Source organism: Micromonospora sp. NPDC047527, assembly GCF_040643015.1.
Lineage (GTDB): Bacteria > Actinomycetota > Actinomycetes > Mycobacteriales > Micromonosporaceae > Micromonospora.
Window position 1 is genome coordinate 1625208 of the sequence record NZ_JBEYTK010000001.1, and the last position, 22743, is coordinate 1647950.

Here is a 22743-nt window from a genome sequence, read left to right on the forward strand (position 1 = left end):
GTTGGATAGTCTCAGCGTCGGTCCCACCGGTTGAGCTGAAGGGACACCCGCATGACGGCCCCTGTCGACGCCACCCACTCCACGACCGACACCACGGCCACCCTCGGCGCTCTGATCGACGACGTGATCCGACCCCAGGCGGCGACCGTCGACCGGGATGGGGTCTTTCCCCGCCAGGGCGTCGACGCCCTCGGCGCGGCCGGCCTGCTCGGCCTGGCGTCCTCGACCGACGTCGGCGGCGGCGGGCAGGGCATGCGCGCGGTCGCCGGGGTCATCGAACGGCTGGCCGCCGAGTGCGGGTCCACGGCGATGGTGGTGCTCATGCACTACGCGGCCACCGCCGTCATCGAGGCGCACGGTCCCCGCGACGTGCGTACGGCCATCGCCGGAGGCGGTCACCTGAGCACGTTGGCCTTCTCCGAGTTCGGCTCGCGCAGCCACTTCTGGTCGCCGACCGGCAGCGCGACAGCGGCCGACGACGGCACCGTCCGGCTCGACGCCCGCAAGAGCTGGGTCACCTCGGCCGGCGAGGTCAACAGCTACGTGTGGTCGAGCCTCCCCCTGGCCCCCGGGGCGGGTCCGATGACCCTGTGGCTCGTACCGGCCGACCGCGCCGGCCTCAGCGTCACCGGCGACTTCGACGGGCTCGGCCTGCGCGGCAACGGATCCCGACCGATGACCGCGGACGGCCTCCACGTCCCGGCTGACGCGATGCTGGCCGCCGACGGCGCCGGCCTCGACACCGCGCTGAGCGTGGTCCTGCCCTGGTTCCTGGTGCTCAACGCCGCATTCTGCCTCGGCCTCGCCAGCAGCGCGGTCACCGAGGCCGGCCGGCACCTCACCCGGACCACGCTCACGCACACCGGGGCGGCCCTGCGCGACGCGCCCGTGACGCGGCGCGCCTTCGCCCAGCTGATGATCCGCACCGACGCCCTGCGCGCGTTCCTCGGCGACACCCTCACCGCGCTGGAGACCGGCCGCGACGACGCGATGCTGCGGGTGTTGCAGGTCAAGGCGCTCGCCGGTGAGACGGCCGCCGACGTGACCGACGGCGCCATGCAGCTCTGCGGCGGCAGCGCGTTCCGCAAGGAGCTGGGCCTGGAGCGCCGGTTCCGCGACTCCCGCGCGGCCCGGGTGATGGCGCCGACCACCGACGCGCTGTACGACTTCGTCGGTCGCGTCGCCACCGGGCTGCCGCTGCTCGACGAGGTCAACCGCTGATGCCCGCGCCGACGGTCCTGATGGGCGCGGTCGCGTACGACCCCAAGGTGGTGACCATCTGGGAGGGCTTCCGCACCTGGCTGCGCGGGCAGGGCCTGGACTTCGACTTCGTCCTCTACTCGCACTACGAGCGCCAGGTCGAGGACCTCGTCGCCGGCCGGATCGACGCGGCGTGGAACTCGCCGCTCGCCTGGCTGCGGGCCGAGCGGATGGCGAGGGCCGGCGGCACCGCCGTCCGCGCGCTCGCCATGCGCGACACCGACCGGGATCTCACCTCGGTCGTGGTGGTGCGCGCCGAGTCGCCCGTGCGGCAGGTCGCGGATCTCGCCGGCCGGGTGGTCGCCGTCGGAGCCGTGGACAGCCCACAGGCGACGCTGATCCCGCTGGGCCACCTTGCCGCCGCCGGGGTCCAGGTCGACGTGCGCGGCTTCGACGTCGGCGTCGGTCTGCACGGCGACCACATCGGAGGGGAACGCGACGCCGCGCGGGCGCTGATGGCCGGGGAGGTCGACGCCGCCTGCATGATCGACGCCAACCACCTGGTCTTCGTCCAGGAGGGCACGCTCGCGCCCGACGGCACCCGGATCGTCGCGCAGACCGCCCGCTACGACCACTGCAACATGACGGTCCGCGAGCCGGCGTCCGTCGGGGTCGCGCTCTTCGGCAGGCTGCTGCGTGGCATGTCGTACGCCGACCCGCAGGTACGGCCACTGCTCGACCTCGAAGGGCTGACCGCCTGGGAGGACGGCCGCACCACGGGATATGACGCCCTCGCCAGGGCGGTCGACGCGAGCGGGTTCTACGCCCCGGACGGACGGGTGACGGCCACGGGCTATCGGCCGTGAGCACCGCACCGCCCGCCGACGCCGAGCTTCACCTGGGCGGTCTGGGCTTCGGTCAGGGAGCGCACCTGCTCGTGCAACGCGCCCTGGGCGGGCTCGCACCGGGTGGTCGGCTGGCGGTCTCCGGGCACGACCCGACCCTGGCCGTGCATCTGCCGCCCTGGTGCCGGCAGCGGGGGCACCGGGTCGAGTGGCCTGCTCCAGCCGACCGGAGCGAACTGGTCGCGGTGGTCGTACGCGGCTCGGCTGTCGACGACCGCTGGTTCGGCGCGGAACGGGCCGGGCCGGCCCTGCCCTCGGCGCTCAGCAGCCACCCACCGCCACGGTGGGGTCTCGGTGCCCGCGGCGCGCTGCTCGAAGCCGGCGGCCCGGAGGCGCGCTTCGACCTGGACGACCGGGATCTGGTCTGGGCCGACGTCGCGCCCAAGCTCTACGCGCAGGCCGCCGCGCGGCAGTGGGACCCGGAGACCGCGGTGCCCTGGGACGACACGTTCGCGCTGCCGCCCGACGTCGAGGCGGCGGTGGTGCAGGTGATGACCTACCTGGTCGAGAACGAGCAGGCCGCACTCGTCGTGCCGGCGCGATTCGTCGGTCGCATCCACCCACACTTCCGCGAGGTGATGCAGCTCCTCGCCGTGCAGATGGCCGACGAGGCTCGACACATGGAGGTGTTCAGCCGGCGGGCGCTGCTGCGCGGCGCCGAGTTGGGCACGTCGTCGGCCGGCGGCCGGCAGTCGCTCTTCACCCTCGTCGCCGAGTCGGACTTCGCGCTTGCCTCGTTCCTGCTGTCCGTGCTCGGTGAGGGCAGTTTCGTCGACCTGCTCTCGTTCCTGGAACAGCACGCACCGGACCCGGTGACCCGCCGGATCTGCTGGCTGGCGATGCAGGACGAACGCCGGCACGTGGTGTTCGGCATGGCGCATCTGGAGCACCAGGCGACCGTGGACCCGCTGCTGCGTGACCGGCTGCGCGCGGCGATCCACCGCCGCCACGACGCGCTGGTGGACACCGCCGGGCTCAACGCGGACGTCTTTGACGCGTTGGTGCTGCTCGCGGCCGGCGGGTGGAGCCCGGAGGAGATAGCCGTCGGCTTCGGCCGGGTGCGGGACCTGCAGGCCGCGATGGACCAGGGCCGCCAGCGTCGGCTGGTGCGGCTGGGCTTCCGGCCCGACGAGGCGGCGGCGCTCTCCGTCCTGCACACCCGCAACTTCATGTAGCCGCGTACCAGACGGGGCAGGCGTACCGTGGACTGGCCATGAACAGGGATTTCTCCGCGACCCGCGCGGAACTGCTGGGCCTGCGCGACGCCACCGAGGCTCAGGTGCGTGCGCTCAACGGCGACCTGCGGGCCCTCTTCGAGGCGTCCCGGTCGTCCAACGCCGACGACGAGCACGACCCCGAGGGCAGCACGATCGCGTTCGAACGGGCACAACTCACCGCGGTCCTGGCCGCGGCCCGTCAACGCTTGGCCGAACTCGACGTCGCGGTGCAACGCCTCGACGCCGGCAGCTATGGCGTGTGCGAGCGCTGTTCCCGCCCGATTCCTGACGAACGCCTCGCCGCCCGCCCTTCGGCGCGTACCTGCGTGGCCTGCGCCAGCCGGCGGTGACGGCGCGCGGCCGACGGCAACGCCCGGCTGGCGGCGGCGCGCGGCCGACGACGCCCGGCGGCGGCGGGATCCTCGGTGCCCGCCGGGTTGGCGGGCACCGAGGGGGGTGTCAGCTGGCGCAGCAGCCGCCGGCCTGGGCGTCGGTGGGTACAGCGACGAGCGTGAGCGGGGTGGCCAGCAGACCACCGGAAATCCCGGTGGCCAGCCCGCGTCCGGTCGGCTCGGCGGACGGCGCCGGCCCGCAGCAGCCGCCGTCGGTCGCCGAGTCGACGGGGTTGCTGTTGCAGACGCCGGTCTCGGGCAGGTCGAGCTGGACGTCCCGGGCGGCGGCCCAGTCCCCGGCGAGGGCGGCGACGACGCTGCGGGCCTGTTCGTAACCGGTGGCCATGAGGAACGTCGGCGCTCGACCGTAGGACTTCGCGCCGACCGCGTAGTAGCCGGGCTCGGGGTGGGTGAGCTGGTCGACGCCGTGCGGCGGGACGGTGCCGCAGGAGTGCTCGTTCGGGTCGATCAGTGGGGCCAGCGCCCGGGTGGCGCCCATGATCGGGTCCAGGTCGAGGCGCAGTTCGGCGGCGATCGAGTGGTCGGGACGGAAGCCGGTGGCCGCGACGACGCGATCGGCGAGCACCGTCTCCTCGCCGCCGTCGGCGTGCCGGACGACCACGGCGACGCGCCCGTCGGCCGGGGTGAGCGCGTGCACCGAGAACCCGGTGAGCAGCCGGATCCGGCCGGCGTCGACGTGCTCGCGCAGGCGCGATCCGAGGGCGCCGCGCGCCGGGAGGGCGTCGGCGCTCCCGCCGCCGTACGTCCGCGTCGGCGAGTCGGTCCGGATCGCCCAGCTCACCTGCGTGCCCGGCTGCTGGGCGGCCAGGTCCGCCAGGGCCAGCAGGGTGTTGGCCGCCGAGTGGCCGGCGCCCACGACCAGGGTGTGCCGCCCGGCGAACCGGTCCCGGTCGACGCCGAGCACGTCCGGAAGCGCGTGTTCCAGGTACGCGGCCACGTCGGCCTCGCCCCGGGCGGGCAGGCCGGACGCGCCAAGGACGTTCGGGGTGCGCCAGGTGCCGGAGGCGTCGATGACGGCGCGGGCCAGCAGTTCGTCGCCGTCGGCGAGGCGGATGAGGAACGGGGTGGTGTCGCGCCCGGCGCTGCGCAGCCGGTCCAGGCCGAGGCGGCTGATGGCCTCGACCCGGGCGCCGTAGCGCAGGTGCGGTTTGAGCTGTGGTGACTGCGCGAGCGGCTGGAGGTAGTCGTCGACCAGTTCGGCACCGGTCGGCAGGGCCTCGGGGTCGGGGGCGATCCATCCGGCCTCGTCCAGGATTCCGCGGGCGGCCGGGTCGATGTTGTAGCGCCACGGGGAGAACACCCGTACGTGCCCCCACTGCCGCACGGCGGCGCCGGCGGCGTGCCCGGCTTCCAGGACGAGGAACGGCAGGTCGCGCTCGTGCAGGTGGGCGGCGGCGGCCAGGCCGACGGGGCCGGCGCCGATGACCACGACGGGCAGGTTGTCCAGGGCACTCATCAGGAACTCCTTCACGGGAAGCTGTCAGGTCGGGCAGGTGCAGGCTGGCGCGTCAGGTGACGGTGGGGCTGCGGCGTTCGAGCAGGACGACGTCCCGCCAGCGGTCGTGGTGACGGCCGACGCGTTCGCGGACGCCGACGACGCGGAACCCGGCCCGCTGGTGCAGGCGCAGGCTGGCGGCGTTCTCGGGAAAGACGCCGGACTGGATCGTCCAGATGCCGGCGGCCTCGGTCGAGGCGATGAGCGTGTCGAGCAGCAGCCGGGCGATTCCCCGCCCCTGGGCGGCCGGGTCGACGTAGACCGAGTGTTCGACCACGCCCGCGTAGACCGCGCGGGTCGAGGTCGGCGACACGGCGACCCAACCGCACACGGTGCCGACGCGGTCGACCGCCACGAAGCGGTGCGCGGTCAGCCTGGTGGCGTCGAACGCGGCCCAGGTCGGCGCGGTGACCTCGAAGCTGGCGTTGCCCGCGTCCAACCCGGCCTGATAGATCGCCAGGACACGGTCGGCGTCGGCGTCGGCCATGGGACGCACGCTGATGTCGGCCATCGGCAGGCTCCGTTCGGGTCGGCCACGATCGGACACCTGTCTTGACGTCCGTCGAATCAAACACTTGCACACTGTTTAGATAACCGTCAAGCTAGAGGAATGTCGAAACAGTCGACCCCCCTCGCACCCGTCGACCCGGCCGTGGACGCGCCGTGCTGCCCGCCCCTGACCGAGCGCCGCGTGCCGGCCGAGACCGCGGCCGTGCTCGCCCCCGCGTTCAAGGCCCTGGGCGACCCGGTACGGCTACAGCTCATGTCGATGATCGCCTCCGCCGAGGGCGGGGAGATCTGCGTCTGCGACCTCACCCCGGCGTTCGACCTGACCGGTCCGACCATCTCGCACCACCTCAAGACGCTGCGCGAGGCGGGGCTCGTCGACGCCGAGCGTCGGGGCACCTGGGTCTACTACCGGGCACGGCCGGCCCTCCTGCGCCAGCTCGCCGCACTGCTCGCCATCGAGCCGACGCAGTCGTGACCGACGACCGTCGCACACCAGCCGACCGACCGGAGCACCCGTGAACACCACCCTGCGGCCCCAACCGACCGAGAGCGTGGTGGTCGGCCGACTCTCCCGGCTCGACCGGCTCCTGCCAGTCTGGATCGGGTTGGCCATGCTCGCCGGGCTCCTGCTCGGCCGCCTGGTTCCCGGCCTGAACAGCGCCCTGGACGCGGTGGCGGTCGGCGGGATCTCACTGCCGATCGCGATCGGTCTGCTGATCATGATGTATCCGGTGCTGGCCAAGGTCCGCTACGACCGGCTCGACACCGTCACCGGCGACCGTCGACTGCTGATCGCCTCGCTGGCCCTCAACTGGCTCGTCGGCCCCGCCGTGATGTTCGCCCTGGCCTGGATCTTCCTGGCCGACCAGCCGGCGTACCGGACCGGTTTGATCATCGTCGGCCTGGCCCGCTGCATCGCCATGGTCATCATCTGGAACGACCTCGCCTGCGGCGACCGCGAGGCCGCCGCCGTCCTGGTGGCGCTCAACTCGGTCTTCCAGGTCCTCGCCTTCGGCCTGCTGGGTTGGTTCTACCTGTCCGCGCTTCCCGGCTGGTTGGGCTTGCCCGGCGCCGAACTGACGATCTCGGCCTGGGACCTCGCCGGCAACGTGCTCGTCTTCCTCGGCATCCCACTGCTCGCCGGCTACCTCACCCGCCGCCTCGGCGAACGCGCCAGGGGCCGTGACTGGTACGAGAACCGCCTCCTGCCGAGGATCGGCCCCGCCGCCCTCTACGGGCTGCTGTTCACCATCGTGATCCTGTTCGCCCTACAGGGTGAGGCCATCACCAGCCGGCCCGTCGACGTGGTCCGCATCGCCCTGCCCCTGCTGGTCTACTTCGCCCTCATGTGGGCCGGCTCCTTCGCGCTCGGCCGGGCCATCGGTCTCGGCTACGCGCGGACCACCACACTCGCGTTCACCGCCGCGGGCAACAACTTCGAACTCGCCATCGCCGTCGCGATCGGCACCTTCGGCGTCGCCTCCGGCGAGGCGCTCGCCGGGGTCGTCGGCCCGCTGATCGAGGTACCCGTCCTGGTCGGGCTCGTCTACGTCGCCCTGTGGGCGCGCCGCCGCTACTTCAGCACCGACTCCGAGACACCCCTGACCGGAAAGGCAACCCCGTGAGCGACAAGCCCAGCGTCCTGTTCGTCTGCGTGCACAACGCCGGCCGTTCGCAGATGGCCGCCGGGTGGCTGCGCCACCTCGCCGGCGACAGCATCGAGGTCCGCTCGGCCGGCTCAGCCCCGGCCGAGACGGTCAACCCCGCCGTCGTGCAGGCCATGCGGGAGGTCGGCATCGACATCGCCGACCAGACCCCCACGATCCTGGAGTACGCCACCGCCGAGTCGTCCGACATCATCGTGACCATGGGCTGCGGCGACGCCTGCCCGGTCTTTCCCGGCAAGCGCTACGAGGACTGGAAGCTCGACGACCCGGCCGGCAGGGGCGTCGATGCCGTCCGCCCGATCCGCGACGAGATCCGTGCCCGGGTGCAGCGACTCATCGTCGACCTGCGCACGACCGCCTGATCGGCAGGAGGGGTCGGCACGCCGCTTCGGCGATACGGGGTGCCGGCCGGCTCCGCCTCCAGATGACCACCGGCGTCTGGGCAACGTGGCGGCCCGCAGCCCAGGTCGGCGGCCGCACGTGCTGAGAAATCTACAAAGATGTGATGTATCGAGTCAATGATCGTAACGAATGGCTCCCACAATCTGCGCTCCTCATGGGGCCGGGAGTGGTCAAGTGCCGTTGACGCCCGGATCAACGCGTCCGTATACTCCGGTTGATCATCCGATCTTTTGTCGAGTCGGGCGAGGAGCGCATGCCGCAGATCACCGCCGTCACCGTCGACGACGTCCGCTTCCCCACCTCGCTGACCGCCGACGGGTCCGACGCCATGAACAAGGACGGCGACTATTCGGCGGCCTACGTCACCCTGCACACCGACGGCGTCGACAGCGCGGGTGCGCCGCTGGCGGGTCACGGGCTGACCTTCACCATCGGCCGGGGCAACGACATCGTCGCTGCGGCGGCGGTGCACCAGGCCAACCGACTGGTGGGCATGGACGTGGCCGCGATGGCCGCCGACATGGGGGCGGTCTACCGTCACCTCACCTCCGACTCGCAGTTGCGATGGCTCGGCCCGGAGAAGGGTGTCATCCACCTCTCGTTGGCGGCCGTGTTGAACGCGGCGTGGGACCTGGTCGCCCGGGTCGCCGACAAGCCACTGTGGAGACTGCTCGCCGACATGTCCCCCGAGCAGCTCGTCGACATCGCCGACCTGCGCTATCTCTCCGACGCGCTGACCCGGGACGAGGCCCTGTCCATCCTCCGCGCCCAGGAGAGCACGAAGGCCGATCGGCTGGCCGAGCTGGCCCGCACCGGATACCCCGCGTACACGACGTCGGCGGGTTGGCTCGGCTACGGCGACGACAAGCTGCGTCGGCTGTGCCAGGAGGCGGTCGACTCGGGCTACGGGTACGTCAAGCTCAAGGTGGGCGCCGACCTCGACGACGACATCCGCCGGTGCGGGATCGCCCGGGAAATCCTCGGCCCGCACCGCCACCTGATGATCGACGCCAACCAGGTGTGGGACGTCGGGCAGGCCATCGAGTGGGTCACGGCACTCGCCCGCTTCGAACCACTGTGGATCGAGGAGCCGACCAGCCCCGACGACATCCTGGGGCACGCGGCCGTCCGCCGTGCCGTGGCCCCCATCGGCGTCGCCACCGGGGAGCACTGCCACAACAGGGTGATGTTCAAGCAGCTGTTCCAGGCCGGGGCGATCGACTTCTGCCAGTTGGACACCGGCCGGCTGGCCAGCATCAACGAGATCGTCGCCGTGCTGCTGCTCGCCGCGAAGTTCGGCGTCCCCGTGTGTCCGCACGCCGGCGGTGTCGGGCTGTGCGAGATGGTCCAACACATCTCGGTGCTCGACTACGTCGCGATCTCCGGTGATCTCACCGGGCGGGTCACCGAGTTCGTCGACCACCTGCACGAGCACTTCACCGATCCGTGTGTCGTGCGGGACACCGGCTCGGGCAGCGGCTACGTCCTGCCCAGCATGCCCGGCTACTCCACCCGGATGCGCCCGGAGTCGGTCGCCCTCTACCGGTTCCCCGACGGCCACTACTGGGCGGCAGCGGGGCCGGCTACCGTGTCATCTCCGGAGCCGTACGTCGTCGCGGGTGGAGCAGCCACCCCGGCCGCCCGCTAGGAGGTGCCATGTCTCGCACCGACGAGGTGGTGAACGGCATCAAGCGGATGATCCTTGAGGGGTCGTTCAAGCCTGGTGACCGACTGCCCATCGAGAAGGACCTCGCCGAGTCGCTCGGTGTCTCGCGCGGGTCGCTGCGCGAGGGCATGTCGGCGCTGTCGATCCTCGGCATCGTCAACATCCGCCAGGGCGACGGCACGTACGTCACGAACCTCGACGCGCCGCAACTGCTGGCCCCGATGGGTTTCGTGGTCGACTTCCAGGGCCAGGGCGACCCTCGGCACATCCACACCGTTCGCCGCCTGTTGGAGTGCGAGGCGGCCCGCCTGGCGGCGACCAGGATCACCGACGAGGCACTGGCCCAGGCCGAGGAACTGCTCGACGAGGCGGCCCGGATCGTCGGTCAGTCGCCGCAGGACCACGAGCGGATCATCGAGATTGACATCGCCTTCCACCGGATCATCGCGGTGCACGCCGACAACCCGGTGCTCACCGGTCTGATCGAGGCGTTCGCCGGGCGCACCGTGCGGGGGCGGCTCTGGCGGAGCCTGCACGAGGAGGGCGCCGACCGCCGTACCCACGACGAGCACGTGGCGATCCTGAAGGCCCTCGTGGCACGCGACCCGGAGCGGGCGCGCATCCGGATGGCCAACCATCTGATCGGGGTGGAGGAGTCGTTGCAGGGGTTGCCCGAGGAGTGAGGCGGGCGTCGAGCCCGCCGGGTGCCCGCCCCCTCCCGGCTGCGTTCTTCACCGTTCGTCCCGCTCGACGCTCGTGCTCCCGGTCATCGCCGCGACCAGGTCGTCGGTGGTGACCTCGTCGGCGCGTAGCCGGGCGGCCCGCCGACCCAGACGCAGCACCTCCACCCGTTCGGCGATCTCCAGCACCTGCGGCATGTTGTGACTGACCAGCACCACCGACATGCCGGCGTCGCGGGCACGCCGGACGACATCGAGCACCCGGGCGGTCTGAACGACGCCGAGCGCCGCGGTGGGCTCGTCGAGGATGACCACGTTGGTCGCCCAGATGATCGCCCGGGCGACAGCGACACACTGCCGCTGCCCACCGGACAACATCGCGATAGGGGTGGTGACCCGCGGGATCCGTACGCCAAGTTGGTCGAGGGCCGCAGCGGCGCCCTGCCGCATGGCGCGCTTGTCGAGCAGCCCCAGCCGGCCCAGCGGCCCGGACCGCAGGATCTCCCGGCCGAGGTAGAGGTTGGCGGCGACGCTGAGGTCGTCGGCGACTGCGAGATCCTGGTAGACGGTCTCCACGCCGGCGCGGCGGGCGTCGACGGGGGTGGCGAACCGGACCGGAACGCCGCCCACCCGGATTTCGCCCTCGTCGGGTGTGTGCACTCCGGACAGCGTCTTGATCAGCGTGCTCTTGCCGGCGCCGTTGTCGCCGATGAGCGCGACGACCTCGCCCCTGCCGACGGTGAAGTCAGCGCCGCGCAACGCTTCGACGTGGCCGAACCGCTTGACGATGCCACGGGCTTCGAGCACCGGCGGCTCGTCGGGGATCCGCCGGTGCTCGCCGTCGGTGACCGCCGAGGGACTGGTCGCCATCACTGCACCGGCGGGTTGGCGCAGCTGGGTTCGAGTACGGCCTTGACCTCCGCGGAGTCGATGTTGGCCTTGGTGACGAACGTGACGCCGGTGTCCGCCGACGCCAGCGGCGCCTCGTCGCGCAGGTGCTTGACCATCTTGTCGACGCCGAAGTAACCCATCTTGAACGGGTTCTGCACGACCAGCGCCGAGATCTGGCCGCTGCGCAGCCCGGCGATCTCGTCGGGCGCGGCGTCCCAACCGATGATGACGACCTTGCCGGACTTGTTCGCCGCCTGGATGGCCTGGGCGGCGCCGAGCACGCTCTGCTCGTTGGCCGCGAAGACCCCGGCGAGGTTCGGGTTGGCGGTCAGGATGTTCTCGGTCACCCGACGTGCCTCGTTGACGTCGCTGCGGCTGGGCTGCTGCCCGACCAGCTTCAGGTTGGGATATCCGGCCAGGCCGCTCTTGAAGCCCTCGACCCGCTCGGTGTTGGTCTGCGACCCCGGCTGGAACTCGACAAGCGCCACCTCGTGGTTGCCGGGGCCCAACTCTGTCGCGAGCAACTTCGCCGCCTCACCGGCTGCGGCGCGGTTGTCGGTGGCGAACAGCGGCACCGTGGGCGGCTGCGGGCTGGTGCCGGAGTCGATCATCGCGACCGGGATGTCCGCGCCGAGCGCCTTTTCGGTGGCCGGCGCCAGCGCCCGGGAGTCGGTGGCCGCGTAGACGATGCCGTCGACCTTCCTGGTGACGAAGTTCTGGATCAGGTTGACCTGGCCCTCGACGTCCGTCTCGGTCGTCACGCCGTCCCACAGCACAGTGACGTCACCGGCGCGCTGGGCGGCACACTCGGCGCCGGCCTTCACTGTGTTCCAGTAGTCGGCGCCGACGGCCTTGGGCACGACGGCGAGCTTCAGCGGACCGCTGGCGTCGGTCGACGCGCCGTCGCCGCCGTCGCGGACCTCGACCCCGCCGCAGGCGCCGAGCAGGGCGACGACCGCAGCGGCGGCGAGCAGGGCCGGCGCGCGTAGGCGCCGTCCTCGGGTCCGCCGGCTGGTGGTGGTGTGTGCCATGGTGTGCGTCCTTCCTCTGTCGGACTGCGGGAAAAGCGGGTCAGCCCCGGGACTCCAGCCGCCGGCGGCGGTACTGGTCGAAGTAGACGGCGGCCCAGATGATCACGCCGACGATCACCTGCTGGTAGTGGATGCTGATGTCGAGCAGGACGGCGCCGTTGCGGACCAGCGCGATGAGGAAGGCGCCAATGATGGTTCCGACGATCCGACCCTGGCCTCCGAAGAGGCTGGCGCCACCGATGACCGCGGCGGCGATGACGTCGAGTTCCAGCGAGATGCCGTAGTTCGGCTGGCCGGAGTTGACCCGGGAGGCGGCGATCATGCCACCCAGCCCGACCAGGACGCCCGCCAGGACGTAGACGCCGGTCAGGTGGCGGCCCACGCGGATGCCCGAGCGCCGGGCCGCTTCCAGGTTGGAGCCCATCGCGTACGTGTACTGGCCGAAGCGCGTCTGGGAAAGCAGGAACGCGACCCCCACGGCGACGACGGCGGTGATCACCACGGCGAACGGGATGCCGGCGATCTCACCGTTGCCGAGCAGTTGGAAGGACCGGGGCAGTCCGTACACCCCGACGGCTCCGGTGATGATGAAGACCAGGCCACGACCGGCGGACATCGTTCCCAGCGTCGCGATGAACGGGGGAATCCGGGCCACGGTCACCAGCAGGCCGTTGACCAGCCCGGCCAGCGCACCGACGCCGATCGCGACGGCTGTCGCCGCCAGCAGCGGGAAACCCAGGTCACGGACGACCATCGCCCCGGTCACACCGGCGAGCGCGGCGACCGATCCCACCGACAGGTCGATGCCCCCGGTGATGATGACCATGGTCTGGGCTGCGGCGATGATGGCGATCACCGCCGTCTGCGCGCCGATGTTGAACAGGTTGTCCGCCGTCAGGAAGTACGGGCTCGCGACGCTCAGCGCGACGAACAGGACGACGAGCGCGGTGGCGGCGGTGAACTCGGCGACGGCGTGGGAGACCCGCTCACGGAGCCGGTCGGTGAGCACGCCGCCCCGTGCCGACGGGGTTGCCTCGGCGGCGCTCATCGTCGGGACCGACCTTTCCCGACCGACTCGCCGACGCCGGGCACGGCCTCGCCGGTGAACCGAGCACTCATCAGCAACCGGACCTCCTCAGGAAGTCACGCACGGCCCCACACCTACGCGATAGATCAGATGTTTCGGTTGATCAGGCGTTACCATGCCACGGATTCGTCGGCATTGCCAAGGTACTGCCGCCATGTTTTGCCGTCGCCGCTCGCGTTTCGGAGCACATACGTCTGATCAAACTCGCTCAGCCCTTGTCGGCGGGCAGCACGGGACCGCCTGATGCGCCGGGCAGCCCACGCCGGACGCACCGGCATCGCCGTGCAGCGACTCCCGGCAGCCCTGTTAGCGGTAACGCCTCATGCCCGAACCCGTCGCAGGGTGGCCGGCCCGGCGACTCCCAGTGCGCATGTTATCGATAACAGGCGATGTTCCGCCACGGCATGCCGTCCGCGTCCCCGCTCGATGCCCGACAACCCGGCGCGTCGCGGCCGTCGCACTCTCGGAGACGGCGGCAGCCGAGGGCCGGGGGCGCCGATTTCCGGCTCGGTATTGACTCTCACCAGGAGCGGCAATCATGCTCTGCTAAATCAGTTTAGCGGGCACTCGCCCGTCCCCCTCTCGATGTCGAACACCAGAGACGGGTGCCCGCTCGAGAAAGGACTCGCATGAGACTGCGAAGAGGACTGGTCCCGCTTCTCGCCGCCCTCGTCCTGACCGTCGCCTCCGGCACCGCCTACGCCGCCACGGGCGGTGGCACCGGCCCGGCCCACGGCAGCGGAGACGGGATCCGCAGCATCACCCCCATCACCACGGTCTACACGTACGGCCAGAAGGTCTCCGCCGTGGCCATCGAGTACGGCGCGACGGTCAACCCCCGCACCCTCGACAACACCACCTTCACGGTCGCCGACACCATCTACAACTTCCGCTTCAACCCGATCGAGGACCTGCCGAAGCTCGCCGACCGGACCATCACCCACACCTACACGAACGACGCGCCGAACACCCGGACCGACCAGCGGTCGGCACCCGGCCGGTACGTCATCGTGGAGCTGAACCCCGCCGACACCGGCGGCTGGACGGTCATCGTCTCCAAGTGCCCCACCTTCCTGTGCACAGTGAAGGTCAATCCCGAGCTGCCCACCCGCGTCGTGCAGCGCAAGGACGTGCACGCGCAGCCCGGTAAGGGCGCCGGAAAGGGGCCGGTGCTCGCCAGGGCCACACCGCGCGAGTCCCGCCCGGTCACCGAGCAGCCGGTCAACAAGCTGGTCGACGAGTTCACCTACGGCTCGTTCCTCAGTGGTGGAATGGTGCTGCCCTACCACTACCACCTGCCGAAGAACTACCAGCCCGGCCGCACGTACCCGCTGATGCTCGTCCTGCCCGGGCACGGCATGGGTTGGGACGGTGACAACCTCGGCGTCCAGCTCGCCGCCGACATCCCGGCGACGGCGTGGCTGCAGTCCAGCTGGACCGGCAGCTCCGAGGACGTGATCGTCCTGGCGCCGCAGCATCAGCGGGTGGGTGGGGCCGCCGAGGCTGACCTGCTGGTGAAGCTGCTCGACCAGTTCGTCCGTCAGTTCCCCGTGGACACCCGCCGGGTGTACGCCACCACCGTCTCGTACGGCTCCCAGCTGCTGTGGGAGGCGTTCGCCAAGCGTCCGGGCCTGTTCGCGGGCGGGTTGGTGACTGGCGGCTTCCCCGTCAACGCCACGCAGGCCAACGCGATCGCCGCGGGCGAGGTGCCGGTCTGGATCACCCACGGTGAGCACGACCACCTGCTCAACGTCACTGGCGCGCGGAACTCCTCCACGCTGCTGCGGCAGGCGTACCAGGCCCGGGGCAAGAGCCCGGAGCAGGCCGCGAACCTTGTCCGCTACACCGAGTACGCCGACTCGGCGTTCTTGTTGCCGGACTACCACGCCGCGTTCGGGCCGACCTACGAGGACAGCAGCATCCTGCGCTGGCTGCTCGGCCAGGCCAAGCCCGCCGGGGCTGGCGGCTGACACCCCGACAGGCGATGTGCGGCTCCCCGGGCGACGTCGCCCGGGGAGCCGCTGTCGTCGCGATCGGCGTGCGTCGTGCGCGCAACGGCCGGTGGCTCGGATGGGCTCGGGCGCGAGTCACGGCACCTGCGCGCTGATCGTCACCGGCAGCTCGGGCTGGGCGCGGTGGCCGCCTCGAAGGCCCAGGAGTCGATCTCGAAGAGTTCGGCTCCGGCCGGGCCGCTGAAGGTGAAGTAGACGTCGTGCACGCCGCTGACGCCCGTCAACTCCGCGCGTACCTCGGCCCACTGACCGGCCGGGCTGTCGACCGCGATCGTGCCGACCACCGGACCGTCGACAACATCCAGCCGGACCTGGATCCGGGCGCCGGTGGCGAGGGCCCACACCGTGGCCGTGACGCTGCGTGCACCGTCATCGCCGAAGTCCACTGACGACAGCGCCGTCCAGTCGCCGTCGTGGATGTCGCGGACCACCAGGTTCGGTGCCGCGGCGTCGAACTGCGCGGAGGGGCGGTCGGCCTTCGCGGTCGAGACACCCTTGCTCCAGCCGAAGGTCTCGGCCTCGAAGACGCGGTACGGGTCGAAGTGGCGGACCTGGTCCACACCGGCGTACGTGCCGACGACCTGCTCGATGGTGCCGTCCGGGCGGAAGGTCAACTCCTGGATGTGCGGGCTGCGGTAGCCCTGGGTGGTGTCACCGTTGATGCGCTTGTTCAGCGTCGGGGCGTGGTAGGTGAAGTAGTACCGCCCCTCGAACTCGAACACCGACTGGTGGTTGTTGCCACCGGTGCCGGCGCCGAAGAACTGGGACTGGTTGGGGAACAGGACGCCGGCGTAGGTCTCCTTCGGCCACGACATCGGGTCGTCGGAGATCAGGTAGCCGATCTGGCCGGCATCGGGGTAGCCGGGAAGCGGCTGCTGGCTGCCGCCGAAGTCGCTCCCGCCGAAGTGCGACGAGTACGAGAAGTAGTACCTGCCCTCGCGCGTGAACACATGGCCCGCCTCGAAGGCGACGGGGGCGTCGACCACCACTGCCGCCCCTTCGGTGGAGACCATGTCGTCGCCGAGTGCGATGACCCGGAGGTTCTTCGGGTTGTTGAAACGTTCGGCCGGCGGCATGCCCGTCGACGCGGGGCCGCCGCCGAAGTAGAGGTAGGGCCGGCCGTCGTCGTCCACGAAGGGCGTCGGGTCGAACTTCCACGCGACGTCCACGGCACCGGGGGTGCTGTCGTTGATCAACGTGCTCGTCCGCTCGCTGGTCCACGGGCCGAGCGGGGTGCTACCCGTGATCACGTTGGTGGAGTCGCCACTGTTGGCGTAGTAGAGGAAGAACTTCTCCTCGCCGTCGACCATCGTCCTGGCGATGCCGGGCGCCCACGAGTTCGCGGTGAAGGGTGCCACCCCGTCCGGGCCCGCGACCTGGATCTCGCCGTGGTCCGTCCAGTTCACGAGATCCTCGGAGGAGATCACCGTGATCTGGTTGATGTCGCCGTAGTTGATTGCCGGCGAGACGCCGGTGACCGGATCCGGGGCGTAGCCCTGGGTGTCGTTGGTCAGGTACAGGTACACCCGGCCGTCGTGCACGAAGCCGAAGCCGTCGGCACCGAACTTGTGCCCGATCAACGGGTTGTGCTCGCCCGGCAGTTTGCCGACGACCTCGATCGTCTTCGATCGGGGTGGTGGCACGGTACCGGCCACCGCCACGTCATCCAGTGTCAAGTCCATAGGTGCGGCTCCGGGTCGGTCGAGGGGTGCTCGTCAACGGGGTCTCGCCGAACAGCCGCGCCGTGGGCGCGTTCTGCCCAGCCGGGATCGCGAACGTGAAGGCCATCGTGTTATCGCTCACATCGGCTGTCAAGGGGACCGATGACACGTGCCCGAAGTATCCCCGCAACACCAGCGCGCCATCGCGCCAGAGCCATAGCCGACAATCTTTATGGACGAATGTCTATATTCGTGACGGCGTCATCGGGTGAGGATCTTGGCACCACCACCGCGATGCCTCTGGGAGGCGCCATGAACCGTCCCCTCCTGCGGGCAGCCCTCCGGCTGACCGCACTCGCCGCGGCGACCGCCGGCGTGCTGCTCACCGCCGCCGCACCCGCCACCGCCGCCGCACCCACCGGCCGCTACGTCGCACTCGGCGACTCGTACACCTCCGGCCCACTGATCCCCACCCAGGTCGACCTGAACTGCCTACGGTCCAACCGCAACTATCCGTCGCTTGTCGCCGCCTCCGCGGGCTCGTCGTCGTTCGTCGACGTGAGCTGCTCCGGGGCCACGACCGACGACATCCTCTACGGCGGCAGCGGCCAGTTGGGCATCGCGACCCCACCGCAGATCAACGCGGTCACCTCGAACACCGCCCTGGTGACCGTGCAGATCGGCGGCAACGACATCGGCTTCGCGGGCATCATCGGGGACTGCGCGGAGGCGAGCCTCAGCAGCCCACTCGGGTCGCCGTGCCGGGACCGCTACACGGCCGGAGGCACCGACCAACTCCAGGCCAGGATCGCCGCCACGGCGCCGAAGGTGACCGCTGTGCTCCAGGCGGCCCGCCGGGCCGCTCCCGGCGCGCGGGTCGTGGTGCTCGGCTACCCGGCGATCGTGCCGGACACCGGCTACGGCTGCTGGCCCGTCGTGCCGATCGCCTACCAGGACGTGCCGTACCTGCGGACCATCGAGAAGTCGCTCAACTCCATGCTGGCCCGCACGGCCGCCGCGAACGGCGCCACCTACTCCGACGTCTACACCCCGTCGATCGGCCGGGACGCGTGCAAGGGCAGCGGCACCCGCTGGGTCGAGGGCCTCGTGCCACAGAACTCGGCGGCCCCGTTCCACCCCAACGCCCGTGGCGAGCAGGGCATGGCCACCGCCCTGCTGGGCACCCTGAACAGCTGACCGCACACGCCGCCACCGGCCCCGCCCACGCGGGGCCGGTGGCGTGTTGTCGACGCGCGAGGGCGTCAGACCTCCAGGCAGGAGCGGACGGCAGCGGTCAGCCGGTTGGCGCGCTCGTCGCCCGCCCCGTACATCTGGTTGACCACGTAGCCGAAACCCACCTCGTGCCGCGCATCGCCGAAGGCGAGGTTCCCGCCGGCGCCGTCGTGGCCGAAGCTGGCCTCGCCGAGCAGCGGCCGGGCCGGCGGCGAGTGCAGCAGGAAGCCGGTCCCCCAACGCTGCCCGGTGTCCGGCGGGCCGTGGCGCTGCTGGCCCCGCGAGCGGACCACGATGGCGTCGTCCACGGACGCGGCACTCAGCAGCGGTCCGCCCCGGATGTCGGACACGCAGGCCGCGTAGAGGCGCGCGAGGCCGTCGGCGGTGCTCACCGCGCCCGCGCCGGGGATGCCGGCGGCCTGGATGGCGGGGTCGTTGAAGCTGACCAGGCCGTCGGCGTCGGCGGGAAAGGCGAAGGCGCCGCCCATGGTGATGCCGCGTTCGGCGACGGGGTCGACGAACGGGTCGGCCTCCGGCGGTGGGGCCAGGTTCCAGGCGACGGTGTCGCGCTCGGACGCAGGCAGCCCGAGCCAGGTACGCAGGGCCAGCGGCTCCGCGACGGCGTCGCGGAAGAACGCGCCGGGCAGTTGCCCGGTGACACGGTGGATCACCTCGCCGACGAGCCACCCGTACGTCATCGCGTGGTAGCCGTGTGCCGTGCCCGGCTGCCACAGCGGGGCCTGCGCCTCGATCGCCTTGATGACCGGATCCCAGGCGAGGGTCTCGTCGAGGGTCAGTGGTCGGTCCAGGGCGGGCAGGCCGGCCTGGTGCGTGAGCAGCCAGCGCACCGGAATGTGGTCCTTGCCGTGCTGGCCGAACTCCGGCCAGTACCGCGTCACGGGCGCGTCGAGGTCGAGCCGGCCCTGCTGCGCCAACAGGTAGGCGCAGATCGCCAGGATCCCCTTGGTGCAGGAGAAGACGACGACCGGCGTGTCCGCCTCCCAGGGCCGTCCGGTACGGGTGTCGGCCAACCCGCCGTACAGGTCGACGACCTTGCGTCCCCGCACGTAGAGGGTGACCGCGGCACCGACCTCACCCCGGGAGGCGAAGTTGTCGCGGAAGACGTCGGCGACGCGCCCGTAGCGGTCGTCGACGTCGCCGTGGATCTGCGGCTGCGTGGCCACTGCCTATCCCTTCACTGAGCCCTGGATCAGGGCCTTGATGAACTGTCGCTGGAAGATCAGAAACACGATGAGCGTCGGGGTGAGGATGAGCAGCGAGCCAGCGCACAGCAGCACCAGGTCGGTCCCCCACTGACCCTGGAACGCCCCCAGCGCGCCGGCCATCGTACGTTTGGTGGCGTCGTCGACGAGGACGATGGCGAGCAGGAACTGGTTCCACGTCCAGAGGAACATCAGGATCGTCAGCGAGGCGATGGCCGGGCGGGCGAGCGGCACCTGGACCCGCCAGAACATCTGCCACGTGCTGGCGCCGTCCACCCTGGCCGCCTCGGACAACTCGACCGGCACGTTGGTGAAGTGCGCGCGCATCCAGAACACGGCGAACGGCATGTAGAGGCCGATCAGCGGCAGGATGATCGCCCATCGGGTGTTGAGCAGACCGAGGTCCTGCATCTGGTAGTAGAGCGGCGTGACCACGGCCTCGAAGGGCAGGGTCAGGCCGAGCAGGAACAGGCCGAAGACGAACCGGCCGCCGGGCACCCGCAACTGGCCGAGCCCGAACCCGGCCATCGTGGCGATGAGCACCGACACCGGCACGACACCCGCCACGATGAGCAGGCTGGAGCGCAGCAGAGCGCCCATGTTGGCGGCGGTGAAGGCGTCGGCGAAGTTCCCCCACTGCGGGTCGGACGGCCACGCCAGGCCGCTGGGCACGGTGCCGCGCGGCTGCAACGCCGCCGACAGCATGCTCACGAACGGCAGCAGGGTGACGAGAATGAGGGCGATCAGGAACAGCCGGCCCGTCACCTGTTCACGTCGGCTCAGGTTCACGGCTTGTCCTCCCGGGTCAGGCGCTGGATCGGCAGCACGAACGCCAGCACCAGCGCCATCAGCACGACGGCCAGGGCCGAGGCCAGCCCGACCTGACGCTGTGAGAAGGCGAGGCGGTAGATCTCCAGACCGGGAACGGTGGTCTGGAGGCCGGGGCCGCCGCTGGTGGAGATGTAGACGATGTCGAAGCTGGCGAGCGCGGCGATGATCGTCACGGTGAGGCAGACGCCGATCTCCTGCCGCAGGCTGGGGAGGGTGACCGCGAGGAACTCACGGACCGGCCCGGCGCCGTCGAGGCGGGCGGCCTCGTAGAGCGCAGGATCGATCTTGCTCATGCCGGTGACCAGCAGGATCGTGCAGAGACCGAGCAGGACCCAGGCGCCGATCACGCCCACGGCCGGCAGCGCCGTGTCGAAGTCGCCGAGCCAGGCGCGGGCGAGGCCGCCCAGACCGACCGCGCGCAGCACCTGGTTGATCAGCCCGTTCGACGAGAGCAGCCAGCTCCACGCGATGCCGGCCGCCACGAGCGGGATGACCTGTGGCAGGAACAGGATCGTCCGGACCACGGTCCCGAACGCCCCGGTGGTGATCCGCCGAACCATGCTCGCCACCAGCAGGCCGAGCGCGACGGGGATGAAGCTGAAGAAGACGATCAGGATGATCGCGTTTCCGATGATCTTCAGCAGGTCGCTGTCGGTGAACACGGTGAGGTAGTTGTCCAGCCCCGCCCAGCGGGCCACGCCGATCCCGTTCCAGTCGTACAGCGAGTACTGGACGGTCAGGGCGAGGGGGCGCAGCACGAAGATCGCGTACATCACCAGGGCGGGCAGGACGTACAACCAGCCGGTCCCGGCCGCGCGGGCCCACCGACGTCGGTGGGCCCGCGTGGACGTGGGGTGGGCGGGACGATCCGGCGACGACACCGCGTCGTCCCGCCCGGTTGGTGCGCTGCCGAGGGCAGACGTCATCGGGACAGTTCCTTCTCGTACTCGGCCTGGACCGCCTTCACGTACCCCTCGGGCGTCTGCTGACCGGCGATCAGCTTCTGCATCTCGGGCGTGATCGCGGCGGCGAAGATGCCACCGGTCGCGTTCGCGGTGAAGTCGACCGCGCCGTTCTCGGCCCCGAGCTGCTGCGACGCCTTGAGCGTCTCGGCCAGGACGGTGTTCGGGGCGGCGGCCGGCACCGGAAGGTCGCTCGGGCCGCCCGGGCTGGAGCCGCCGACCGTGACCGCGATCTCACGGGCCTTGGCGTTGGTGTGGACCCAGTTCAGGAAGTACGCGGCGGCGTCCGGGTTCTTGGCCTTGGCGGAGACGCCGAAGGTGTTCGGTGCGGACATCGCCACGTGCTTGCCGCCGGCGGACTCGGTGGGGAACAGGAAGAAGCCGACGTTGCCGGGCATCGCCTTGTCGAGGTTGGCCGACTCCCAGTCACCGTTGAACATGAACAGGCCGTTGCCCTTCTGGAACTCCCCCACCATGCCCGCGTAGTCCAGGGCGTTGGCGTCCTTCGGGAAGTAGCCGGCTTGGGCCCACTTCTGGATGGTCTGGGTGGCCTTCAGCGCGGCCGGGGTGTCGAAGGTGGCCCCCGGCTTCTGGAAGATCCAGTCGGCGACCTGGGTCGGGTCGCCGAACTGGTTCTGCAGCGCCTGGTGCGGGAAGTTGATGCCCGCGGTGTTCTTGTTGAACTGCATGATCGGCTGGACGCCGCCGGTCTTGGCCTTGGCGAGCAGCTCCTCGAACTCGGCCACCGTTGCCGGCGGCTGGGTCATGCCGACCTGCTCGGCCAGCTTCTTGTTGTAGAACACGCCGGTGACGCTGTAGCCGAGCCCCATCCCGTACAGCGATCCGGAGCCCCGGATGTTCTCGCCGACACGCAACTGCATCAGCTGCGAGGCCGGGAACTTGTCCCAGCCGTACGCGGTGAAGTACGGGTCGAGGTTCTTGAGCAGGCTGTCCTTCACCAGGTCGACCATCGTGGGCAGCCGGATGATGTCGGGCGAGTTGTCCGAGGCCATCACCCGCGGCGCGTTCTCCACGATCACCGTGAACTGGTCCTCGCGAATGTTGAACGTGACGTTCGAGTGCTGCTTGGAGAACTCGTCGGCCAGCGCCTTGGCCAGGGGGAAGCCGGTCTCCGCGTACATCTCCAGGGTGATCGGCGCGGTGCCGAGCTCGGTCTTGACGGCGGCGTCGGGTTCGGCGTTCGACGACCGGTCCGTGCCCGGTGCGCTACAGGCCGTCGCGGCCAGCCCGATGGCCAGCAGCGGCGCGAGGATCACCGCTCGACGTCGCGACAATTTTGTCAGCATTACTGCCATCTCATGACTCCTTGATTCCTCCGCGCGTCCCGCGACCGAGGCCGCGCGACGGCTCCACCGGGACCGCCGCGGCCGGAGGGACCGACACGACGCGCACGTCGCGACCGGTCGCCCCGCGGCAGCACGCGTACCGTCACCAATGACCCCTCAGTGCGGCGACCGAGAGCGCCTGCCGGCGCGCTGAAAGTGGTCGCTAAACTGATTTAGCAGAGCATGCGCGTGGCGCGGGGAGCTGTCAAGGACAACCCTGCAACGGTCTGGAAACATCGAGTTCACACCACTGCGGGCATGACCGGGGCTGGCGCTCGGAGGCCGACGCATCATGATGGGCAGGAGCGGTG

The 22743-nt window shown here is 70.7% G+C and carries 21 protein-coding genes; 11 read left to right on the forward strand and 10 right to left on the reverse strand.

The window, feature by feature from the left end:
* Positions 1-51 precede the first annotated feature (51 nt).
* The 4 genes from ABZ808_RS07275 to ABZ808_RS07290 are packed head-to-tail and all read left to right on the forward strand — an operon-like array spanning position 52 to position 3672.
* Positions 52-1221 (forward strand): acyl-CoA dehydrogenase family protein, encoded by a 1170-nt coding sequence (locus tag ABZ808_RS07275; protein ID WP_357002106.1) that lies wholly within the window; start codon positions 52-54, stop codon positions 1219-1221.
* Positions 1221-2066 (forward strand): PhnD/SsuA/transferrin family substrate-binding protein, encoded by an 846-nt coding sequence (locus ABZ808_RS07280; RefSeq protein WP_357002109.1) that lies wholly within the window; start codon positions 1221-1223, stop codon positions 2064-2066. The genes ABZ808_RS07275 and ABZ808_RS07280 overlap by 1 nt, the downstream gene beginning before the upstream one ends.
* Positions 2063-3280, forward strand: coding sequence for a ferritin-like domain-containing protein (locus tag ABZ808_RS07285; protein WP_357002111.1), 1218 nt, complete (start codon positions 2063-2065; stop codon positions 3278-3280). The genes ABZ808_RS07280 and ABZ808_RS07285 overlap by 4 nt, the downstream gene beginning before the upstream one ends.
* Positions 3281-3318: 38 nt before the next feature.
* The gene (locus ABZ808_RS07290; protein WP_357002114.1) at positions 3319-3672 is read left to right on the forward strand and encodes a TraR/DksA C4-type zinc finger protein; all 354 of its coding nucleotides are present in this window, start codon (positions 3319-3321) and stop codon (positions 3670-3672) included.
* Positions 3673-3781: 109 nt separating this feature from the next.
* Here the strand turns inward: ABZ808_RS07290 and ABZ808_RS07295 are convergent, their stop codons facing one another.
* Positions 3782-5191, reverse strand: coding sequence for an NAD(P)-binding domain-containing protein (locus ABZ808_RS07295; RefSeq protein WP_357002117.1), 1410 nt, complete (start codon positions 5189-5191; stop codon positions 3782-3784).
* 52 nt (positions 5192-5243) lie between these two features.
* On the reverse strand, positions 5244-5741 hold the full coding sequence (locus ABZ808_RS07300; protein WP_357002120.1) for an N-acetyltransferase family protein: 498 nt from the start codon (positions 5739-5741) through the stop codon (positions 5244-5246).
* 99 nt (positions 5742-5840) lie between these two features.
* On the opposite strand from ABZ808_RS07300, the gene ABZ808_RS07305 reads away from it, so the two are divergent.
* The 5 genes from ABZ808_RS07305 (at position 5841) to ABZ808_RS07325 (ending at position 10158) form a co-directional block, all read left to right on the forward strand.
* Positions 5841-6215, forward strand: coding sequence for a metalloregulator ArsR/SmtB family transcription factor (locus ABZ808_RS07305; RefSeq protein WP_357002123.1), 375 nt, complete (start codon positions 5841-5843; stop codon positions 6213-6215).
* 40 nt (positions 6216-6255) lie between these two features.
* The gene (arsB, locus tag ABZ808_RS07310) at positions 6256-7365 is read left to right on the forward strand and encodes an ACR3 family arsenite efflux transporter (protein ID WP_357002126.1); all 1110 of its coding nucleotides are present in this window, start codon (positions 6256-6258) and stop codon (positions 7363-7365) included.
* Positions 7362-7769: an arsenate reductase ArsC gene (locus ABZ808_RS07315; protein WP_357002129.1), complete on the forward strand. Its 408-nt coding sequence runs from the start codon at positions 7362-7364 to the stop codon at positions 7767-7769. The genes arsB and ABZ808_RS07315 overlap by 4 nt, the downstream gene beginning before the upstream one ends.
* Before the next feature lie 293 nt (positions 7770-8062).
* Positions 8063-9457, forward strand: a complete 1395-nt coding sequence (locus tag ABZ808_RS07320) for an enolase C-terminal domain-like protein (protein WP_357002132.1) — start codon at positions 8063-8065, stop codon at positions 9455-9457.
* Between the two features lie 8 nt (positions 9458-9465).
* Positions 9466-10158 (forward strand): FadR/GntR family transcriptional regulator, encoded by a 693-nt coding sequence (locus ABZ808_RS07325; protein ID WP_357002135.1) that lies wholly within the window; start codon positions 9466-9468, stop codon positions 10156-10158.
* Between the two features lie 48 nt (positions 10159-10206).
* Here ABZ808_RS07325 and ABZ808_RS07330 read toward each other — a convergent pair whose 3' ends face one another.
* From ABZ808_RS07330 to ABZ808_RS07340, 3 genes are read right to left on the reverse strand one after another with little or no spacing between them, the layout of a single operon-like run.
* Positions 10207-11025 carry an ATP-binding cassette domain-containing protein gene (locus tag ABZ808_RS07330; RefSeq protein WP_357002138.1) on the reverse strand — a complete coding sequence of 273 codons (819 nt, stop codon included), beginning with the start codon at positions 11023-11025 and terminating at the stop codon, positions 10207-10209.
* On the reverse strand, positions 11025-12077 hold the full coding sequence (locus ABZ808_RS07335; protein ID WP_357002140.1) for an ABC transporter substrate-binding protein: 1053 nt from the start codon (positions 12075-12077) through the stop codon (positions 11025-11027). The genes ABZ808_RS07330 and ABZ808_RS07335 overlap by 1 nt, the downstream gene beginning before the upstream one ends.
* A 40-nt stretch (positions 12078-12117) precedes the next feature.
* Entirely contained in the window at positions 12118-13125 is a 1008-nt protein-coding gene (locus ABZ808_RS07340) for an ABC transporter permease (protein ID WP_357002143.1), read from the reverse strand.
* 668 nt (positions 13126-13793) lie between these two features.
* Between ABZ808_RS07340 and ABZ808_RS07345 the strand changes: the two genes are divergently transcribed.
* Positions 13794-15134 carry a hypothetical protein gene (locus ABZ808_RS07345; RefSeq protein WP_357002146.1) on the forward strand — a complete coding sequence of 447 codons (1341 nt, stop codon included), beginning with the start codon at positions 13794-13796 and terminating at the stop codon, positions 15132-15134.
* A gap of 140 nt (positions 15135-15274) precedes the next feature.
* On the opposite strand, the gene ABZ808_RS07350 is transcribed toward ABZ808_RS07345, so the two are convergent.
* On the reverse strand, positions 15275-16858 hold the full coding sequence (locus tag ABZ808_RS07350; RefSeq protein ID WP_357002149.1) for a glycoside hydrolase family 43 protein: 1584 nt from the start codon (positions 16856-16858) through the stop codon (positions 15275-15277).
* Between the two features lie 291 nt (positions 16859-17149).
* Here ABZ808_RS07350 and ABZ808_RS07355 point away from each other — a divergent pair, with 291 nt between their 5' ends.
* On the forward strand, positions 17150-18034 hold the full coding sequence (locus tag ABZ808_RS07355; RefSeq protein ID WP_357002152.1) for an SGNH/GDSL hydrolase family protein: 885 nt from the start codon (positions 17150-17152) through the stop codon (positions 18032-18034).
* 65 nt (positions 18035-18099) lie between these two features.
* On the opposite strand, the gene ABZ808_RS07360 is transcribed toward ABZ808_RS07355, so the two are convergent.
* From ABZ808_RS07360 to ABZ808_RS07375, 4 genes are read right to left on the reverse strand one after another with little or no spacing between them, the layout of a single operon-like run.
* Positions 18100-19254, reverse strand: coding sequence for a serine hydrolase domain-containing protein (locus tag ABZ808_RS07360; protein WP_357002155.1), 1155 nt, complete (start codon positions 19252-19254; stop codon positions 18100-18102).
* Between the two features lie 3 nt (positions 19255-19257).
* Positions 19258-20082, reverse strand: coding sequence for a carbohydrate ABC transporter permease (locus tag ABZ808_RS07365; protein ID WP_357002157.1), 825 nt, complete (start codon positions 20080-20082; stop codon positions 19258-19260).
* On the reverse strand, positions 20079-21050 hold the full coding sequence (locus tag ABZ808_RS07370; protein WP_357002159.1) for a sugar ABC transporter permease: 972 nt from the start codon (positions 21048-21050) through the stop codon (positions 20079-20081). Before ABZ808_RS07370 ends, ABZ808_RS07365 begins: the two co-directional genes overlap by 4 nt.
* On the reverse strand, positions 21047-22402 hold the full coding sequence (locus tag ABZ808_RS07375) for an extracellular solute-binding protein (protein ID WP_357002161.1): 1356 nt from the start codon (positions 22400-22402) through the stop codon (positions 21047-21049). Before ABZ808_RS07375 ends, ABZ808_RS07370 begins: the two co-directional genes overlap by 4 nt.
* Between the last annotated feature and the right edge of the window lie 341 nt (positions 22403-22743).

Excerpts from the sequence above, each read along its gene's own strand:
- ABZ808_RS07375 (WP_357002161.1), bottom strand. The coding sequence starts at position 22,402 with ATGGCAGTAATGCTGACAAAATTGTCGCGACGTCGAGCGGTGATCCTC.
- ABZ808_RS07280 (WP_357002109.1), top strand. The coding sequence starts at position 1,221 with ATGCCCGCGCCGACGGTCCTGATGGGCGCGGTCGCGTACGACCCCAAG.
- ABZ808_RS07335 (WP_357002140.1), bottom strand. The coding sequence starts at position 12,077 with ATGGCACACACCACCACCAGCCGGCGGACCCGAGGACGGCGCCTACGC.
- ABZ808_RS07345 (WP_357002146.1), top strand. The coding sequence starts at position 13,794 with ATGAGACTGCGAAGAGGACTGGTCCCGCTTCTCGCCGCCCTCGTCCTG.
- ABZ808_RS07305 (WP_357002123.1), top strand. The coding sequence starts at position 5,841 with ATGTCGAAACAGTCGACCCCCCTCGCACCCGTCGACCCGGCCGTGGAC.
- ABZ808_RS07325 (WP_357002135.1), top strand. The coding sequence starts at position 9,466 with ATGTCTCGCACCGACGAGGTGGTGAACGGCATCAAGCGGATGATCCTT.
- ABZ808_RS07370 (WP_357002159.1), bottom strand. The coding sequence starts at position 21,050 with ATGACGTCTGCCCTCGGCAGCGCACCAACCGGGCGGGACGACGCGGTG.
- ABZ808_RS07275 (WP_357002106.1), top strand. The coding sequence starts at position 52 with ATGACGGCCCCTGTCGACGCCACCCACTCCACGACCGACACCACGGCC.
- ABZ808_RS07295 (WP_357002117.1), bottom strand. The coding sequence starts at position 5,191 with ATGAGTGCCCTGGACAACCTGCCCGTCGTGGTCATCGGCGCCGGCCCC.
- ABZ808_RS07355 (WP_357002152.1), top strand. The coding sequence starts at position 17,150 with ATGAACCGTCCCCTCCTGCGGGCAGCCCTCCGGCTGACCGCACTCGCC.
- ABZ808_RS07330 (WP_357002138.1), bottom strand. The coding sequence starts at position 11,025 with ATGGCGACCAGTCCCTCGGCGGTCACCGACGGCGAGCACCGGCGGATC.
- ABZ808_RS07290 (WP_357002114.1), top strand. The coding sequence starts at position 3,319 with ATGAACAGGGATTTCTCCGCGACCCGCGCGGAACTGCTGGGCCTGCGC.
- ABZ808_RS07320 (WP_357002132.1), top strand. The coding sequence starts at position 8,063 with ATGCCGCAGATCACCGCCGTCACCGTCGACGACGTCCGCTTCCCCACC.
- ABZ808_RS07340 (WP_357002143.1), bottom strand. The coding sequence starts at position 13,125 with ATGAGCGCCGCCGAGGCAACCCCGTCGGCACGGGGCGGCGTGCTCACC.
- ABZ808_RS07300 (WP_357002120.1), bottom strand. The coding sequence starts at position 5,741 with ATGGCCGACATCAGCGTGCGTCCCATGGCCGACGCCGACGCCGACCGT.
- ABZ808_RS07350 (WP_357002149.1), bottom strand. The coding sequence starts at position 16,858 with ATGGACTTGACACTGGATGACGTGGCGGTGGCCGGTACCGTGCCACCA.